This is a genomic window from Myxococcus stipitatus DSM 14675 (assembly GCF_000331735.1).
Taxonomy (GTDB): domain Bacteria; phylum Myxococcota; class Myxococcia; order Myxococcales; family Myxococcaceae; genus Myxococcus; species Myxococcus stipitatus.
In genome coordinates this window covers 1,245,816-1,263,726 of record NC_020126.1, presented here as the reverse complement: position 1 = coordinate 1,263,726, position 17,911 = coordinate 1,245,816, and the positions used below count along the sequence as shown (strand labels likewise).

At 71.0% G+C, this 17,911-nt stretch carries 9 protein-coding genes; 4 read left to right on the top strand and 5 right to left on the bottom strand.

Going from position 1 to position 17,911, the window contains the following annotated elements:
* Positions 1–3: 3 nt before the first annotated feature.
* Positions 4–1,767: a M14 family metallopeptidase gene (locus tag MYSTI_RS05040; RefSeq protein WP_015346624.1), complete on the top strand. Its 1,764-nt coding sequence runs from the start codon at positions 4–6 to the stop codon at positions 1,765–1,767.
* 137 nt (positions 1,768–1,904) lie between these two features.
* Here MYSTI_RS05040 and cglD read toward each other — a convergent pair whose 3' ends face one another.
* Positions 1,905–5,291, bottom strand: a complete 3,387-nt coding sequence (cglD, locus tag MYSTI_RS05035) for an adventurous gliding motility lipoprotein CglD (protein ID WP_015346623.1) — start codon at positions 5,289–5,291, stop codon at positions 1,905–1,907.
* Positions 5,292–5,512: 221 nt separating this feature from the next.
* Between cglD and MYSTI_RS05030 the strand changes: the two genes are divergently transcribed.
* Both MYSTI_RS05030 and MYSTI_RS05025 read left to right on the top strand, forming a co-directional pair.
* Positions 5,513–6,295, top strand: a complete 783-nt coding sequence (locus MYSTI_RS05030) for a TIGR02266 family protein (protein WP_015346622.1) — start codon at positions 5,513–5,515, stop codon at positions 6,293–6,295.
* 3 nt (positions 6,296–6,298) lie between these two features.
* Positions 6,299–7,228: a serine/threonine-protein kinase gene (locus MYSTI_RS05025; protein ID WP_015346621.1), complete on the top strand. Its 930-nt coding sequence runs from the start codon at positions 6,299–6,301 to the stop codon at positions 7,226–7,228.
* Positions 7,229–7,240: 12 nt separating this feature from the next.
* Here the strand turns inward: MYSTI_RS05025 and MYSTI_RS45240 are convergent, their stop codons facing one another.
* Both MYSTI_RS45240 and MYSTI_RS05015 read right to left on the bottom strand, forming a co-directional pair.
* Positions 7,241–11,029, bottom strand: a complete 3,789-nt coding sequence (locus MYSTI_RS45240; RefSeq protein WP_015346620.1) for an AAA family ATPase — start codon at positions 11,027–11,029, stop codon at positions 7,241–7,243.
* On the bottom strand, positions 11,026–12,273 hold the full coding sequence (locus MYSTI_RS05015) for an exonuclease SbcCD subunit D C-terminal domain-containing protein (protein WP_015346619.1): 1,248 nt from the start codon (positions 12,271–12,273) through the stop codon (positions 11,026–11,028). The genes MYSTI_RS45240 and MYSTI_RS05015 overlap by 4 nt, the downstream gene beginning before the upstream one ends.
* A gap of 224 nt (positions 12,274–12,497) precedes the next feature.
* Here MYSTI_RS05015 and MYSTI_RS05010 point away from each other — a divergent pair, with 224 nt between their 5' ends.
* Complete coding sequence (locus MYSTI_RS05010; protein WP_015346618.1) at positions 12,498–13,151, top strand: hypothetical protein; 654 nt, start codon at positions 12,498–12,500, stop codon at positions 13,149–13,151.
* Here the strand turns inward: MYSTI_RS05010 and MYSTI_RS05005 are convergent.
* Together MYSTI_RS05005 and MYSTI_RS05000 are read right to left on the bottom strand one after the other, a co-directional pair.
* Positions 13,139–15,874 carry a PQQ-dependent sugar dehydrogenase gene (locus tag MYSTI_RS05005; RefSeq protein WP_015346617.1) on the bottom strand — a complete coding sequence of 912 codons (2,736 nt, stop codon included), beginning with the start codon at positions 15,872–15,874 and terminating at the stop codon, positions 13,139–13,141. The genes MYSTI_RS05010 and MYSTI_RS05005 overlap by 13 nt on opposite strands.
* A gap of 150 nt (positions 15,875–16,024) precedes the next feature.
* Positions 16,025–17,908 (bottom strand): hypothetical protein, encoded by a 1,884-nt coding sequence (locus tag MYSTI_RS05000; RefSeq protein WP_015346616.1) that lies wholly within the window; start codon positions 17,906–17,908, stop codon positions 16,025–16,027.
* Between the last annotated feature and the right edge of the window lie 3 nt (positions 17,909–17,911).

Below are 17,911 nucleotides of genomic sequence, written 5' to 3'. Positions count from 1 at the left end.
AGGATGCTCCTCGCCACCGCCCTCTCCCTGGCGCTCACCCAGGCGCCGCTCCCCCTCACCACCGTCTCCGAGCAGAGCGGCTGGACACGCACCGGCCGCTACTCCGAGGTCGAGTCCCTCTGCCGCGCCTTCCCCAAGGCCTTCCCCGGCAAGGTGCGCTGCGACACGTTCGGCACCACCCCCGAGGGCCGCCCCATGCTCGCCCTCATCGCGAGCGCCGACGGCACCCTCACCCCCGCCGCCAATACGAAGAAGAAGCGCCCCGTCGTCTTCTTCCAGGGCGGCATCCACGCGGGTGAAATCGACGGCAAGGACGCGGGCTTCGCGCTCCTGAGAGACCTGCTCGCCGGCAAGACGCTCCCCGGCGTCCTCAAGGACGTCACCGCCGTCTTCGTCCCCGTCTTCAACGTCGACGGCCACGAGCGCTTCGCCCCCAACAACCGCCCCAACCAGGTCGGCCCCGAGGAGATGGGCTGGCGCACCACGGGCCAGAACTTCAACCTCAACCGCGACTACGTCAAAGCCGACGCCCCGGAGATGGTGGCCCTGCTGCGCTACCTCAACACCTGGGACGCGCTCATCTACGCGGACCTGCACGTCACCGACGGCGCCAAGTTCGAGCCCGATGTCGCCATCGCCATCGAGCCCCTGCAGTCCGGCCCCGCGCCCCTGCGCACCGTCGGCGTGAAGCTGATGAAGGAGCTCCTCCAGGAGCTGGAGACCCAGGGCCACCAGCCGCTCGACTTCTACCCGTCCTTCCGCGAGGACGATGACCCCATGTCCGGCTTCGCCTACGGCGTGCCGTCCCCGCGCTTCAGCCACGCCTACGCCGCCCGCCACCGCCGCTTCGGCGTCCTCGTGGAGACCCACTCCTGGAAGCCCTATGCCCAGCGCGTGAAGGCCACGCGCAACGTCGTCGCGAGCCTCTTGCGGATGGCCGCTCGCGACGGCGCCGGGATGCTCGCCGCCGTGAAGGCCGCCGACGCGGAGGCCCAGGCCGGCCAGGTGCGCGACGTGGTGCTCGCGTGGAAGAACACCGCCCACAGCCGCCCCATCGCCTTCCGAGGCTACGCCTACGAGCGCGGCACCTCCGAGGTCTCCGGCCAGACGTGGATTCGCTACGACGACTCCAAGCCCCAGGTCTGGACCGTGCCCTACTTCGACACGGTGGAGCCCGCCCTCACCGTCACGCTGCCCTCGGGCGGCTACCTGGTGCCTCCCGCGCACGCCGCCTGGGTCTCCCAGAAGCTCACCACCCACGGCCTGAGCTTCCAGCGCCTCTCCCGCCCCACGCCCGCGAGCGACGTGGAGGTCTTCCGCGCCACCGAGTCGAAGTGGAGCCCCTCCTCCAACGAGGGCCACCAGACGCTCTCCGTCAAGGGCGCGTGGGAGAAGCAGTCCCAGGCGCTCCCCGCGGGGACGCTGTACGTGCCCGTGGCCCAGCCCGGCGTGGAGCTGGTGGCGCACCTGTTCGAGCCCTCCGGCCCCGACTCGCTGCTCTCCTGGGGCTTCTTCAACGCCCACTTCGAGCAGAAGGAATACATCGAGGACTACGTGCTGGAGCCCTTCGCGCGGGAGCTGCTCGCCAAGGACGCCGCCGTGAAGGCCGCGTGGGACGCGAAGCTCAAGGACCCCGCCTTCGCCCAGGACGCGCGCGCGCGCCTGCGCTTCTTCTATGAGCGCCACCCCGCCCGCGACACCCAGCTGCGCGTCTACCCCGTCCTGCGCACGGCCGCCGCGCCGGCGGGACTCGGCACGGGCCGCTAGCCTCCGAACGTACGCGGACAGAGCCTGGAACACGAAGGCCCCGGCGGCGCGATGCCACCGGGGCCTTCTTTCATCTCTTCGTCGCGAGCCGCCGGCCCTCGCGTGCTTCAGCGAGGACCGGCGCGGACGTCAGGGCCTCAGCCGATGACGCCTTCACACGCGCAGGTGTTCACGTTGCACCGCGTGTTCGCCGGGCAACCACCGCAGTCGGTCTTGCACGCGCACGAGCACGAGGCCGCATCCGGCTGCGACGTGGAGCCGCAGCTCAGCACCGACGTGTCACACGCGCAGGCGCACACGCTCGGGTCGAACTTGTAGCCCGGCGCGCACGTCGCCGACTGGACGCACGTGCAGGCGCACGTCGCCGAGTTGCACGACTCGTAGGTGCCGCACTCGCCACCGCAGTCCGGCGCGCACTTGAAGGCGCACACGTTCACGTCCGTGTCACAGACCTGGCCGGGCGCTCCGCCACCACCGCAGTCCGCGGGGCACTCGCACTTGTCCGTCACGCGGTTGCAGACGAGCTGGCGCTTGCAGTAGTCCGCCTGCGTCGGGTCGTAGTTCGGGTCCGACTTGCACGGGGGCGGCACGCCGTTGGGGCTCGTCGTGCGGTCGCTCCAGTAGCGGTAGGACACCGCCGCCTGCGTGTTGTTCGCCTGCGGGCGGCAGCCGCCGAAGAACGACAGCGTGCGGTTGATGCCGTCCACGTCGAAGCCGTTGACGCGGCTGCGCGGCAGGTCCGACGGCGTGGGGCACGACGTCGGGTTCGCCACCGCCGCCACGGACACCTTCACCGAGGCGCCGATGGGCGGCTGCTGCGTCTTGTGGCCCACCGCGGCGATGGTGCTGTCCACGATGCCGTTGATGGTCGTGGTGATGGACGCGGAGTTCCGGATGCTGCCCACCACGCCGCCCGTCGCCTGGATGATGTCCAGGTGCTTCGGGTTGCGGGGGTCCTCCTGGTTGTGACACCAGGTCGACGTGTCACCCGTCGCACCTTCCGGCGGGCAGATGATGCCGTGGACCTGGATGACCTGGTTCAGCGGGTTCTTGGTCGTCGCCGTGGTGCCCGTGCCCTTGAAGTACTGCTCGAACGTCGCGATGCTGTCCGTCGAGTAGTCGTGCGTGTCCGTCAGGATGACGACCACCACCTTCGCGCCGGGACGGATGCGGTCAGCCACCGTCGTGCCATTCGGCACGAGCTTGTCATTGATGGCCGCGCGAGCCGCGTCCATCGACCACTCCGAACCCGAGCCGCCCGTCCCCACCCAGCAGGACGGGGTCGACGCCGAGCACGTGGTGGGGTCCGTCCCCGCGGGAATGGTGACGCCGGAGCACTGTCCATTGGCACCGCAGGCGCTGTCGGTGGTCAGCCACGCCTTGAACTGGTTGATGTTGCGGGTGAAGCCTCGCACCACGCCCCGGTTGACGTGGCTGGAGTTGCCGGAGGTGTAGCTGGACGTCACCATCGCCAGGCGCCAGTCCAACGTCGAGTTGGCCAGCTTGTTGGCCACCGCCGTGGCCGCGTTCGCCAGCGCCGCCTGCGAGTCCGCCATGGAGCCGCTGTCGTCCACCACGAAGAGGAAGTCCACCACCGCCGTCGGCGAGGTGAACAGCTCGCACTGCACCGCGTCCGCGTCGCCGAACTGCGCCAGCGAGGAGCCACCCGCCGCGTCGGACAGCGTGAAGAGGCTGCCCGCCTCCGTGTAGCTGACCGTCGGCGTGAGGGCCAGGACCACCAGCACGCTGTCGTTGGTGCGGTGGACGTACTGCGCCTGGAGCGTGAACGGACCCGCGACACCCGCCGTTCCCGTGAGCGCACCCGTGCTGTTGGGCACCAGCGAGCGGGCCAGCGTGTTCGTCACCGTCTTCAGGTCGCCCGAGCCCGGCATCGAGTAGCGCGCCGCGAGCGCCGCGTAGCCGTCCCACGTCGTGAACGTCTGGGAGACGTCGCGCGTCACGTTGCTGAACGACGCGGCGCGGATGCCCGCCTCGTCGCCCGTGGGCGTGGTGGAGTTGCCCACCACACCACGCTTGTACGCAATCATCGTCACCTGCTTGGTGTCATCCCAGCCGATGACGCCCACCGTGGAGCCACCCGCCGTCAGGTAGGTGATGTTGGCGTCCTTGAAGGTCGCCGGCAGCGCGAGCCGGATGTCCGCGCCGTTCTCCTCCTTGAAGGTGACCGGCCGCAGGTTGCTCACGCGGCACGCCTGGCCCGCGGGCGTCCCCGAGGCGCCGTCCGCCGGGTTCTTCGGGTCCAGCTCGTTCGGGTCCACGCGGCCGTTCTGGTTCGCGTCCTCCGCGCCGTCCGGAATGGTGTCGCCGTCCGAGTCCGGGTTCGTCGGGCTCGTCGTGGTGCCCGGGTCCGCATCGCCCGAGTAGCCACAGTCCTTGCGCGGCGCCAGCGCCGTCGTCACGCCGCGCTCCAGGCCGTCGCGCAGGCCGTCACCGTCGGTGTCCGGGTTGGTCGGGTCCGTCTCGGCGCCGTCCACCTTGCCGTTGCTGTTGGCGTCCTCACCCAGGAAGCCGTTGCGGCCCGGGCCGTCCTGCAGGCCGTCACAGTCGGTGTCCGTCAGGCGGGGGTCCGTCTCGCCGGGGTCCACGCGCCCGTTCTTGTTCTCGTCCTCGACACCGTCGGGCAGGCCGTCCCCGTCCGTGTCCGCCTTGTTCTTGTCGGTGCCCGTGGCGGCTTCCACCGAGTCGGGGATGCCGTCGAAGTCCGCGTCCGGAATGGAGGCCGCGCAGTCCGCGACCTTCGGGTCCGTCTCGCCGCTGTCGCGCACGCCGTTGCGGTTGCGGTCCTCGTCGCCGTCGCTGCAGCCGTCGTTGTCCGTGTCCGGCTTGAGCGGGTCCGTGCCCAGCTTGCGCTCCATGCTGTCCGACAGGCCGTCGCCGTCCGTGTCGCGCTTGCGCGGGTCCGTCTCACCGGGGCTCACCGTACCGCTCTTGTTGGTGTCCTCCTCGCCGTCCGAGATGCCGTCACCATCCGAGTCGATGGCGTTCGGGTCCGTCTCCGTAATCTCCCGCGCGCCGTTGCGGTTGGTGTCCTCCAGACCGTCTGAGATTCCATCCCCGTCCGTGTCTGCCTTCACCGGCGAGGTGCGCGAGTGCGGGTCCATGTCCGCGCGGAACGAGCACTTCGGGTCGACGCTGCTGGTGCGGCCCACTTCCACGCCGTCACGGATTCCATCGCCGTCCGTGTCGCGCAGGCCCGGGTCCGTCTTCAGCCCGTTGGGATAGACATTCGCGAACTCCTCCGCGTCCGTCAGGCCATCACAGTCGGAGTCCTTGTTGCGGTTGTCGGGGTCCTCGATGTCCGTGGGCACCTTGCCCGGGTCGGGGTCGGGATCCGGATCAATTCCCGCATCTTCCTCATCGTGGCCTGCATCCGACCCCGCGTCCGAACCACCATCTTCGGTCACCTGGGGTTTGGGATCATCGGGGTCCGACCCACCGCAGCCCACCAGCAATGACGCTGACATGAGCACGCAGGCGATGAGCCGTGAGAGGGGCGTACGCATCATTCGACTCCCTTCCCCTGACTCCGGGGGGAAATGGGGGGTGAGTCAGGGGGAACCCGAAGTCTATGAAGACCGGAGGGTGTTCGTCAGGCACTATTCCCGTGGGTACGGGCCGGAAGTCGCTCTTTGTATGGACTCTGTTCAGTCCCATGAAGCGATTGCGGCATGACTGTTAGCAAACAGTGTTCGCCCCCCCCATTCCCTCAGCTATCGTCTCTTTCGTGCCTGTCTTCGGTCTCGCGGCCTTGTGGAATGGAAGGGCAACACCCGAGCGCGCCGCGGCGGTCGTGGAGGGGCTCGAGGCCCTGCTGCCCTCGGCGCAGACGCTGCAACTCGTCGTGGCGATGCAGGCAGAGCAGGCGGGCATCGAGCTCAAGGTGGAAGCGCCCGGCTATCCGCGCGCGGCCGTGGAGCGGCTCGCGGACGAGGTGAAGCGCAGCGGGGGGACGTTCGTGGAGCTGTGGCGCCTGCCCAAGGCGGAGCGCGACGCGTTCCGCCACCTCACCTTCGCGGGAGGGCGGGCCTTCGGGGGCCATGAGCGCGCGGAGGCCTCTCGCCTGCTGGCGCAGCATGTGGGTGCGCTGACGTCCCGGCCGCCTCCTCCCTCGGCGCCTCCGCCGCCGCCCCCCGCGCCGACGCCGGAGTTGGATCCTCGCCGCGTGCCTCCCGCGCCGCCCGGGAGCCCCCAGCGCCGGGGCCGCCGCTTCGCGGTGAGGCTGGAGCTGGAGTTCCGCACCGAGCTGGACTTCGTGCGGGAGCACGCGCTGAACATCTCCAACGGCGGGCTCTTCATCCGCACCGCGCACCGACCGCCGCCGGATAGCATCGTCACCGTCGATGTGAAGCTGCCCAATGGCGAGCGGCTCCAGGGCGACGCGGTGGTGGTGCACGTGGTGGATGACCCTTACAGCGGCGGGGTGGGACTCGCGTTCCTCAGCGACGACGCGACCTTCTCCCAGACACTGGACCGCTACCTGGCGAGCCTGGTGGGCGGAGCGGGGTAGGTCATGGTCGAGGGGTTGGAGCACTGGCCTCGGGACTGTGGCCGCTTCGAGCTGCTCTCCCGGCTGGGCCGGGGCGGCATGGCGGAGGTGTTCCTCGCCCGGGTGAAGGACGGCCCGCGAGAGGGGGAGCACGTGGCCATCAAGCGGGTGCGCCCCGAGCGCACGCACGATGACGAGGCCCACGAGCAGCTCCTGCATGAAGCGGAGCTCGCTCGGTGCCTGAGCCACCCTCACATCGTCGGCTTCGTCGAGTATGGGGAGCTGCCCGACGGCGGGTACCTGGCGCTGGAGCTGGTGGAGGGGCCGGATCTGGGACGGGTGCTGGCCCAGTGCCGCCGGCGGCGCATCGAGCTGCCCATCGACATCTCCGTCCTCATCGTCCGGCAGGTGCTGGAGGCGCTCGCCCACGCGCACCAGGCGACCAGTCCCACGGGGCGGCCGCTGGGCGTCGTCCACTGCGACGTGTCCCCGCACAATGTGCTGCTGTCGCGCACCGGCGAGGTGAAGCTGGCGGACTTCGGCGTGGCGCGCTCCAGGGCGGGGCTGGCGCTGGATGCCCGGCGGCTGGGCAAGCAGCACTACCGCTCCCCGGAGCTGCTCGCGGGTGAGGTCTCCGTGGCGGTGGACCTGTGGGCCACCGCGGTGCTGCTGTACGAGCTGCTGTCGATGGAGTCCCCCTTCCCCTCGGGCCCCGGGGACGAGGTCGAGTCCGCCATCCGAGGAGGCCGCGTGCGTCCCGTGCGGCTGCATGTCCCGGAGGTGTCGGACGCACTCGCGCTGGTGCTGGACCGCGCGCTGGCTCCGAATCCGGCGCAGCGCTTCAGCTCCGCGGCGCAGTTCGCTCGGGCGCTCGCGTCACTCGCGGATGACCGGGTGGCCACGCCCCTGGCGGTGGCCGCCGTGGTGCGGGGGTTGATGGGCACCACGGCATAAGGTCCGGCACGCTCAAGCGAGCAGTCGGACCTCCGGGGCGGGCGCGGAGGGGATTCCCAGGTCCCCCTCCACCACCAGACGGCTGCGGCCCCCGCCCTGCTTCACCACGCGCACCTGCACGCCGATGCGCTCGGCCAGTCCGGAGACGTGGGAGATGATGCCCACCTGCCTGCCCGTGGCCTGGAGCGCGTCCAGCGTGGCCAGCGCCACCTCCAGCGTCTCCGGGTCCAGCGTGCCGAAGCCCTCGTCGATGAAGAGGGTCTCCACCTGCGTCGTCTCGGACGACAGCGACGCGAGCCCCAGCGCGAGCGCCAGCGAGACGAGGAAGCTCTCGCCACCGGACAGGCTGGCCACGCCGCGCACCTCGTCGCCCATGTCCCCGTCGACGACCTGGAGGTCCAGGTCATGGCCGGGCACGCGCATCAGGCGGTAGCGCCTGGCCAGCTCCTGCAGGTGCGCGTTGGCGTGGAGCAGCAGCGCGTCCAGCGTGAGGCTCTGGGCGAACACCTTGAAGCGCTTGCCGTCGTGCGAGCCGATCAGGTCGCTCAGCGCCTTCCAGACCTCGCCCGCCTGCCTGCGCTCCGCGAGGGCCTGGGCCTCGCTGCCGTGGCGGGCGCGGGCCGCGTCGTCCGCGTCCAGCTTCGCGCGCAGCAGGGCCTCGGCGCGGCGGCGGACCTCCACGTCGGCACGAAGCTGCTCACGGGCGGTGGCGGCCTCGGCCTCCGACAGGGCTGGGGCCCCGCTCGCCTCGTGGGCGGCACGGCGGGCTCGCCGCTCCTCGAGCACCGCGCGGGCATGGGCCAGGGCCTCCTTCAACGCGGCCAGCGCCCGAGCCTCCGCTTCACACCAGGCGGCATCGTGCGCGAGCAGGGCCTTCACGGCTTCCAGCGAGACACCTTGCGCGGACAGACGCCGCTCCAGGTCCATTCGAGCGGAGTCGCGTGACTCCAGCGCGGCCTTCAGTCCCCGCGTCGCGTCCTCCACGCGGGCCAGCGCCACGCCCTCGGCCTGCCTCGCGGACTCGGCGGACTGGCGGGACTTCTCGTAGGTGGCTTCCGCGGATTCGAGTGCGTGACGGAGTTCAGCGCGGACCTCGTCCGTGGGACGACCGTCGAGGAGCGTCGCGCGAGCTCGGGTGGCTGCGTCGCGTGACTGTTCCTTGAGGGCCGCCGTCCCCGAGTCCTCCTGGGCTCGACGAGCGCTCACGTCCAGCAAGCCCTGTGCATGGGCGCGGTGCCGCTGCTCTTCGTCGGCGCGCTCCTTGGCCTTCTGGACGATGTCCTCGCGCTCCTTCCACATGGACACGCGCTTGCCGCACTTCTGGCGGAAGTCCGCGGGGGCGGCCTCCAGCTTCGCCTCCCATCCGGCGTCCGAGGAGAAGATGGGGGCCATGTCCGTGAGGACCTGGCGCACCGTGGACTCGGCCGCGTCCAGCCGGGCGACTGCTTCCCGGAGGGCTCCCTCCGCGCGAGTGAAGGACTCCTCCGCGCGCCGGAGCGCATCGGCGGCGTGCTCACGGCGGGTGCGCTGAGTCTCCAGTGCCGCGCGGGCTTCACGTGCCGCCCGGGCCAGCCCCTCCGCGGCCTCTTCCTCCGACTTCAAGGCGGACAGCCGCGCCTTCAGCTCGGTGGCCCGCGCCTCCAGCCAGAGGCCCGCCTCGGACGAGGCACCGTCCTCGACAGGCGCGGTGGAGTCGCTCACCTGTCGCCACTTCTCGCGGCCACGTCCCCAGGCCACACGGTGCTCCGCGCACCGCACCGCCGCACTCTCGCGCCGGGCCTCGGCCTGTGTGACGCGCGCTCGTGCCGCCGCCTGTCGTGCGCTCGCGGACACCTCCGCTCTCGAGCACTCCGCCCGCTGCGCCTCCAGCGTCTCCACGCGCGCGGTTGACTCCGCCACCAGTCCCGCCAGCGCGGGCACCTCGTGCCGATAGGGATGCTCCGTCGCGCCACACAGCGGACACGCCTCGCCCTCGCGCAGCAAGGCCCGCTGCGCCGCGTGCCCCTGCGTCGCCTCCGCGACCGACAGCGCCCTGCGGGCCTCCTTCAGCGCCGCCTCCCCCTCCACCCTCCGGACCTCCGCGTCACGCACCGCCAACGACGCGGCCTCGACCTCCCCCTTCGCGGCCTGGGCCTCCCGCTCCGCCTCCGTCGCCTCGGCCTCACCCGCACACAACCCCTGCCGCGCCATCTCCAACGCTCGCAGCGTCTCCTGCCTCGCGAGCAGCGACTCGCGCAGCACGCGACGCTCCACCCCCGTCCCCTCCCCCAGCGCCGTCTCGGCATGTGTCGCCGTGGCTTGCACCCGCGACTCCGACTCCACCTCCGCGTCGCGCTCCTCGCGCCTCAGCCGAGAAGCCTCGCGCAGCCGGTCCACCTCGCCCCGCTGCTTCTCCACCACCGTCCGCGCCGTCTGCCCCTCGCCCAGCGCCACCTCGTACCGCTCCAGCTCGCGCTGCCAGCGAGGCCACTCCTTCGCCAACGCCTCCCAATGCGCCTTCTCCACCAGCCACGCCCGAGCCCCCTCCCCCTTCGCCCGCGCCTCCTCCTCGCGAGCCACCACCTCCTCGAGCACGCCCCGAGCCTTCACCGCCTCGGCCTCCGCCGCCCGAGCACGCCCCCGCGCCTCTTCCGCGTCACGCGCCGCCGCCGCACACCGGGCATCCAGCTCCGCCGCCTCCTCCAACCGAGGCGCCGCCTCCTCCTGCGCCGCCCGCGCCCTCCTCCGCGCCTCCTCCGCCCCCTGCAACGCCGACTGGAGCTGCGCCCACCGCGCCTTCGCCCCCTCCAGCTCCGCCGCCCGCGCGCGACACGCGGCCTCCGCTTCCTCCCACCGACGCTCCGCCTCCGCCGCCGACGTCACCGCCCCTCGGAAGGACTCCGCCGCCCGAACCTCCTCCAACCTCCGCGCCCGAGGCGCCGCCCCCTCCACCGCCTCCGCCGCACGCGCCTCCCGCCCCTCCGCCTCCCCCTGCGCACTCACCAACGACACCCGCTCCGAGTGCCACGCCGCCGCGCTCTCCGCCTCCGAGAGCCGCGCCTCCACGCCCTTGCACGCCTGCGCCTCCTCGACGAGCCGCCCCTCCGCCGCGCTCCGCTCCCCCGGCTCCATCAGCGCAATCGCCGCCAGCCCCCGCTCCCGCTGCGCCAGCTGCTCCTGCTCCGCCTTGTTCTTCTCGTGCGCGGCCATCGACAGGCGGCTGTACACCTCCGTGCCCGTCATCCGCTCCAGCAGCTCCGCGCGCTCATTCGCGTCCGCCTTGAGGAACGCGGCGAACTCCCCCTGCGCCAACAGCGCCGAGCGACGGAACTGGTCGAACGACAACCCCAGCCGCTCCTGGATGGCCGTCAGCACCTCGCCCTTGGTGCGGCCGAACTGCTGCCCCGACGCCACCTCCGTCAGGCTCATCTCCTGCGGCCGGAAGCGCCCCTCCGCGCGCCCTCGCGCCCGCCACACCGACCACCGAGCCCGGTAGCGCCGACCATCCTTCCCCTGGAAGTCCACCTCCGCGAAGCCCTCGCCCGCGCCCCGGCGCAACATGCCGCGCACGTCGTATGCGGACAGCCGCGCCTCGTCCTCCTCGTCCGCCCGACCCACCGGCACGCCGCCACGCCCGCCCAACCTCGGCGTCCGGTCGAACAACGCCAGACACAGCGCATCCAGGAGCGTGCTCTTCCCCGCCCCCGTCGCTCCCGTAATCGCGAACAGCCCCAGCCGGTCCAGCGGCGGCCGGTCCAGCTCCAGCGCGAAGTTCCCCGCGAAGCTCGTGAGGTTGCTCCCCCGGATGCCGAGGATTCTCATGACGCGTCCTCCTGCACCTGGGTCAGCAGCGTGTGGAACGACTCCAGCAACACCTCGGAGGGAGGCTCCTCGTAGTCCCGTGCGTAGCGCGCGCGGAAGACGTCCTCCGGCGTGCGCTCCCGCAGCGACAACATCGCGGGCCCCGTCTCCGCCAGCGCGCCCCCCGTGCCCGTGTACGCGGGCGTCAGCTTCACCAGCCGCGCCGCGCGTCCCTCCAGCGCCTTCTCCACCTTCTGCCGCAGCGAAGGCTCCGGCCGAGGCAGCGACACGCACACCTCCAGGTAGGGCCGCCGCCACTCCGGCGTCGCCTCATCCAGCGCCGGCAGCGCCTCCAGCAGCGCCAGCACGTCGTCCAGCACCGCCGCGTCCCGCGCGGGCACCCGCACCATCTCCGCCCGGCGAGGCACCGGCACGGACTCCACGCGCTCCAGCACCTCGCCCTTCAAGTCCACCAGCAACACCTGGTGCCGATAGCCCGCCTCCGACAGCGACAGCGGCAGCGGAGAGCCGCTGTAGCGGACCCCTTCACGCCCACCCACGCGCTGCGCCTTGTGCAGGTGCCCCAGCGCCGCGTACGCCACGTCCTCGGGGAACAGGTCCACGGGCAACGCATGCTGGTTGCCGCCCAGGATCTTGCGTTCGCTGAGCTCCGACAGCTCCGAGCCCGTCATGTAGCAATGGCCCATGGCCACCAGCGCCTGCCCCGGCTGACGGCGATGCCGGGCCGCCTCCAGCACCTCCGCGTACACCGCGCGAACACCTTCCACCAACCGGTCCCCCACGTCCTCGCGCATCGGAGGCAGGTCCGCCGGCCGCAGGTACGGCACCGCCGCCACCCACGCCGCCACATGCCCCTTCGCGTCGTGCACCGGCACCAGGAGCCGCGCCAGGTCCACCCCGCCCTCCCCCCGCGGCAGTCCCCCCACGACCTTCACGCCCAGCGCCGCGAACAGCGGGTCCGGCGCATCCAGCCGCGCCGCCGAGTCATGGTTGCCGCCAATCACCACCACATCCAACCGAGGCAGCCGCCGACGCGCCTTCGCGATGAACTGGTACCAGGCCGCCTGGGCCTCCGCGCTGGGATTGGACGTGTCGAAGATGTCGCCGGCCACCAGCAGCGCATCCACCGCCTGGGCCTCGAGCGTGTCCAGGAGCCACTCCAGGAACGCGCCGTGCTCCGCCTCGCGCGAGACGTCGTACAGCGTGTGTCCCAGATGCCAGTCCGACGTGTGCAGCAAGCGCATCCCGCGTTCACCCTCCCTCAACCCCACGGCACCCAGGCCAGCCAGCAGCCTCCTCCGGGGATGCCGTCCGCACCAAGCGCCGGGCGCCTGCTCCCTTACACGCTCCCTCTGACATAGGGGCAAGTGTCTGGAATCCGGCGGCTTTTCCGCGCGGTCGGCCTCGCACGTCGTGAGCCGCTGGAGGACCCACGAGGGCGACTGGCCGTGCAGGGCGGAGAGGGAGGATGATTCCCTTCATGACCGAAGAGGCGTACGTGAAAGGTGGCGTCATCCTGGCCTCGGTGCTCCTCATCGCCGCCTCCGCCTGGCAGAACTTCCACATCGCGCGGAAGACGAAGCATGCGTGGCGCACCTTCGCGACAGCCCGAGGATGGAGCTACGACGAAATCGCGCGGGAGATCGAGGTCCTGGGGGTCCACCACGGGGCGCAGGTCTCCCTGGCGACCGAGACCCGCAACCAGGGAAGAGCAAGCCGGCGCCTGGCCGTCCTTCGCGTGGACCTGAGCGACGTCCTTCCCTCCGGCCTCCACCTCGAGAGCAAGGTCCTGCTGGACAGGTTCCTCGAGCGCCTCGGCAAGAGGGACGGGGCGGTGGGCGACACGGAGCTGGACGCCGCGCTGGACCTGAAGGACCTCAATCCCCAGGGTCGCGCGCTCCTCGTCGCGCCCCACGTGCGAGAACCCCTGCTGCGAGCCAGCAAGGACTACAAGCACCTCGTCATCATCGAGGGACTGCTGGAGGCCGAGCACCCAGGAGTGCCCTTCACCGCCGTCGACCTGGAGAAGTTCGTCACCCCGACGCTCGACCTCGTGGAGGCACTCCGGACGGCGGCCCTCTCCACCGCCGTCCCCGAATCCCACTCCGTTCAGCGAAGCTGACGTCGCCGCCGCACCAGCGCCAGCACCGCCAAGGCGCCCCAAGCCAGCGCGCCCATGGGAGCCGCGCCGCACCCGCAGCCACCGCCCGAGGGGAGGGGCAACGGCGGCTCCTCTCCCGCATCCGGCACCCCTCCGCCCGCGTCGGGAGTCCCCGCGTCGGGAGTCCCCGCGTCGGGCGGCACCAGCGTGCAGTCTCCGGTGCCCACGCACACCTTCACCTCGGCCTCCGCGCGGTTGCCTCGCGTGTCCACCACGACGAAGCGCACCAGGTGACCTCCCGGCGCCAGGTCCGTCGTGTCCCAGCGGTTGTGCTCACCGCCGAAGTGGAAGTGGTTGTCCGTGCGCTCGTCGACGTAGCGCCGCTCCCCGTCCACGTAGAACTCCGCATGCGTGCAGCCCACGTCGTCCTCGCAGTCCCCATAGAACTCCGCGGACGCACCCGAGACGCGCTCCTCCTGCGTGGGATGCGTGAGCTTCGCGACCGGAGGCTCATCCTGCGTCACCGTGACGGAGAACGTCTGGGTGGCATCGGGAGCCACGCCGTTCGTCACGCGCACCGCGACGTCCACCGTCACCGCCGTGGTCGGCGTCCACGTGATGAGGCCCGTGGCCGCGTCGATGCTCATCCCCGGAGGTGAGGTCGTGAGCGAGTACTGGGCCGCGGGACGGGCTCGCGCGTCGACGTCATAGCGATAAGGGTTGCCCACCACCGCCCGGGTGAGCGCGGTGGAGGTGATGTCCGGAGCCAGGTCGTCCTTGTCCACCTCCGTCGCCGTCACCGTGCGCGAGTCCAATCCCGTGGCGGAGACAGCGATGGTGGCGACCCCATCCGCGTTGTCGGCATCGGCCGCGGCTGCCAGCGTCACCGTCTGCGGGGTGTTCCAGTCGGTCGGCGTCAACGTCAGCGTCGCGCCCGCCTGCACCGTCAGGTCCGCGTCCCCGGAGGCACGCGCCACGTTCACGGTGACGTTGCTCGCCGGAGCGCGGGAGAGCGCCACGGTGAACGTCGCGGTGCCGCCCTCGGGGACGTTGACGTTGCTCGACGAGAGCACGAGCTGCGCGGAGTTGTCCTCGATGGTCGTCGCCAGCACGGACTCCGACGTGAGGCCGCTCGATGACACGGTGAAGGTGGCCGTGTCCTGCACGGCGTCCGCATCCTCCAGCGCCTCGAGCGTCACGACGCGAGGGACACTCCAGTCGTCGGGCGTGAAGGTGAAGGTCGCGCGACCAGAGATGCGCAGGTCCGAGCTTCCGCCCGGAGCGCGGTAGACATCCACCACCATGGGGCTCGTGGGCGCCTGCGCCAGGCGCACGGTGAACGTGGCCTGGCCGCCTTCGACGACGCGGGGATACAGCCCCGACACGACCAGTCGCTGGCCTGGGTTGGCGGGGACGATGCGGCGCAGACGGCCCTGGAAGCCGATCGTGTACAGCGCGCCATCCGGGCCCACCGCCGCGTCGATGTACGACGTGAAGCTGGTGCCCCACGAGTCCACCGTCGCCATGGTGTTGTCCGCCGCCAGCGTGGCACGCATGAAGGTGGCGTCGACGTAGTCCCCGAAGAAGTAGTTGCCGCGGTACTCCGGCGGGAACAGCGTGGCGTCATAGAAGACGCCGCCGTTCATGCAGCCCCCCAACCGCTGCGTCTTCGCCGAACCCCCGCCGCTGCTCGCATCCGCCAGACCCACCTGCGCCACGGTGAAGGTCGTCCCGCTCGGGGTGCTGGCGACGTAGAAGTCTCCGTTGAAGGACGTGTCCGTGACACCGGCGAGGGTGAGCTTCTCGCCCTTGCGGAAGCCGTGGGTGCCCGTGGTCGTGAAGGTGGTGACGCCGCCCGAGCGAACCGCGCCGCTCGCGGTGAGGGTGCGCTCATCGATGCCGCCGGTGCGGTACTTGATGACGGGAGTGATGTAGTTGTTCGTCGCTGGCTGGTTGTTCTCGTAGTCGTTGTAGCCCCCGTGCGCGGCGCTCTTCACCACGAAGGTCTGCTCGTAGTTGGTGCCCACGACGTTGAGCCACAAGAGGCCGGTGCTCGGCTGGAACGTGAGCGTGAACGGGTTGCGGAAGCCTCGCGCCCAGATGCGCTCGTTGTTGGGACCCACGCCGTCGTTGAACGGGTTGTCATTCACCGGCGAGCCATCCCGGTTCACCCGGCTCACCTTGGCCGCCAGCGACGTGAGGTCCGCGTCCACGCCCGTGCCGTTGCCCAGGTCGCCGATGGCGAAGTACAGCTTGCCGTCCGGCCCGAAGCCCAGCGCGCCACCGTCGTGGTTCTGTCCCTTCGTGGGGAGTCCCGAGACAATCACCGTGCGCGCCGTGCCCACGCCGTCGAGGTCCGTGTAGCGGACAATCTGCTGCTCCGTCTCGGAGACCGTGACGAAGATGTAGACGTAGCGATTGACGGTGTAGTTCGGGTCGACCGCGATGCCGATGACACCACACTCGCTGTTGGTCTCGACCACGAGCTCCCGGGCGAACAGACTCGTCACCAAGGTGGTGCCGCCCGGCGTTGTCGTCCGAGGCAAGCCGTTGCTCATCGACACCACCCGCACATCCCCTGACTTGATGGTGACGAACAAGCGCCCGGAGCCATCCGGCGCCCACGCCATGCCCGTGGCCTGGATCAAGTCATTCGAGGTGTAGACCGTCTCCGCGAAGCCCGAGGGGACCGCGGCCCAGACTGGCGCGGCGAGCAAGAGCAGCAAGGTCAGCAATTGGCGCATGTGCCCAGGATACCGCACGCGCGAGACAGGCTCGGCGCGTCAATCGCACGCATCTCCACGGCGGGCTCGCACTCCCGCCGATTTCTTTCAACGCGGCTGTTTCATTCACGGCGGACTGGCGCCACGACACGGAGCTTTCCCCGAAGACACCTACCAGTCGTCGCGAGTGACCCGATACATGACAGCGCCGCTCGAAGGACAGTCGAAGAGCCGCTCGAAGACAGGGGCGCGGTCGAGCAACAGGCGCTCCGCGGGACTGTCCCGGCCCACGCTCACCCAGCGCGGCTTCAGCGCGCGGAGTCTGTCCAGGTACACGTCGTCGGCGCCGTCGTGGTTGACGAACTCCACGCGGTTGCGCAGGTCCAGCGTCCAGTACTCGCCCAGGAACGTGGTGGTGTTGTCGTAGGCCACCACGTCGCCAGGCTCGAGTTCCTCCTCACGCAGGCGCGCCGCGTGGGGAGGCCACAGCCAGCCCATCCGCTCGCGCACGCGGTCCGTGTCCCGCAGACCCGGCACGGCGCGGCGCCCCATCGTGGGCAGGACTTGATAGCCCACGGCGGCCTTGGCGAAGGACGCCACGGACAGGAAGGCCGCGAGGGCGGACAGCGGCACCTGGAGGTAGCGCGTGCGCAATTGGCGATGCAGCACGGCCAGCGCGACGAGCCCCGCGGCCGGGAGCCCCAACGTGAAGCGCCCCCACCACGCCGCGGGCACCAGCACGGACAGGCCCGCGAGCAAGGGCAGCGACAGGCGCAGGAAGCGCTCCCGACTGAAGACCGCGAACGCGCTCACCCACAGCAGCGCGGGAAGCAGCAGATACGGAAAGAGCCAGCCGTAGGCGCGCTCGCGCACGTCGGGCCAGTACATGCCCTCCGGCGCGGTCCATGCGTCCACCATGCGCCGGAAGGCCCCAGGCGAGCCGAAGAAGGCCGGCGGCCCGGTGATGTCCTCCGCGCGGATGGGGCCCTCGAGCTCATGCCCCAGCACGCGCATGCGCGCGGGCCAGAAGGGATTGCCCGTGCGCGCCACGTTCTCCACGTAGGTGGGCGCGCCCAGCCAGAGCAACAGCAGCAGCGCGAGCGCCGTCTGTCCCAGCACCCGGCCACGACGCCCCTTCGCGCGCGACAACACCTCCGCGCCCCGAGCGAGCAGCAGCGGCGACATCAGCGCGAGGTGGAACAGGCCCGACACCTTGGTGCCCGCGTAGAGCCCCATCGCCAGCAGCGTCAGCGTGCGCGCGGAGGGGCTCCAATCGCGCTCGGTGAGGAAGTAGAAGGCGGTGATGAACAGTGAGCCCGCGACCACGTCGGCGTGGGAGGTGTGGAGCTGGAGGGCCACCGCGGGCAGCGCGAGCCACATCGCGCCCAGGGACGCGGAGAGCGCGGGGCTCGCGCTCGCTCGACGGCACCACGCGGCCACCGCGAGCGCGCCCAGGACTCCAAAGGGAACCTGGGACAGGTCATCCAGACGCGTGTGCCGAGGCAGCAGCACGTTCCAGACGGACAGGAGCTCGGTGAGCTCGGGGTAGCCGTTGACGTACCAGACGGAGGTCTCCACCCAGGTGATGCTGCCCGTCTGCACCGCGTAGTTCGTCTTGGGGACGTGGTACCAGACGACGTCCCAGGCCCAGTTGGGGAAGTGCCAGATGATGGAGCACGAGACGATGACCGCGCAGGCCGCCGGCACCAGGGCCCACGCGGCCAGCTCCTGACGCTGATGGATGTCTCGCAGCAAGCGCGGCGGAGCGCCCACGTCCGCGCGCAGGCGCGAGAGCAGCTCCGCGCCGCCCACCCGACGCAGGGCGAAGGCGAGAAGTCCTCCGTGCAGCAGCAGTCCAGCCACCGCGAGCTGAGGCCGGCCCAACTGCCCGACGAGGCCCAGCCCTTGGACACAGGTGAGGATGCTCGCGGAGCCGATGAGGAGCGCGCCCATCCAGCGCTCCAGCGTCGGACGCTCACGCAGCAGGGCGGTGGACAGGGCCCACGCGGCGGCCACCGCCAGCAACGACTCCAGGGCCCAGAGTGTCCATCCCATGCG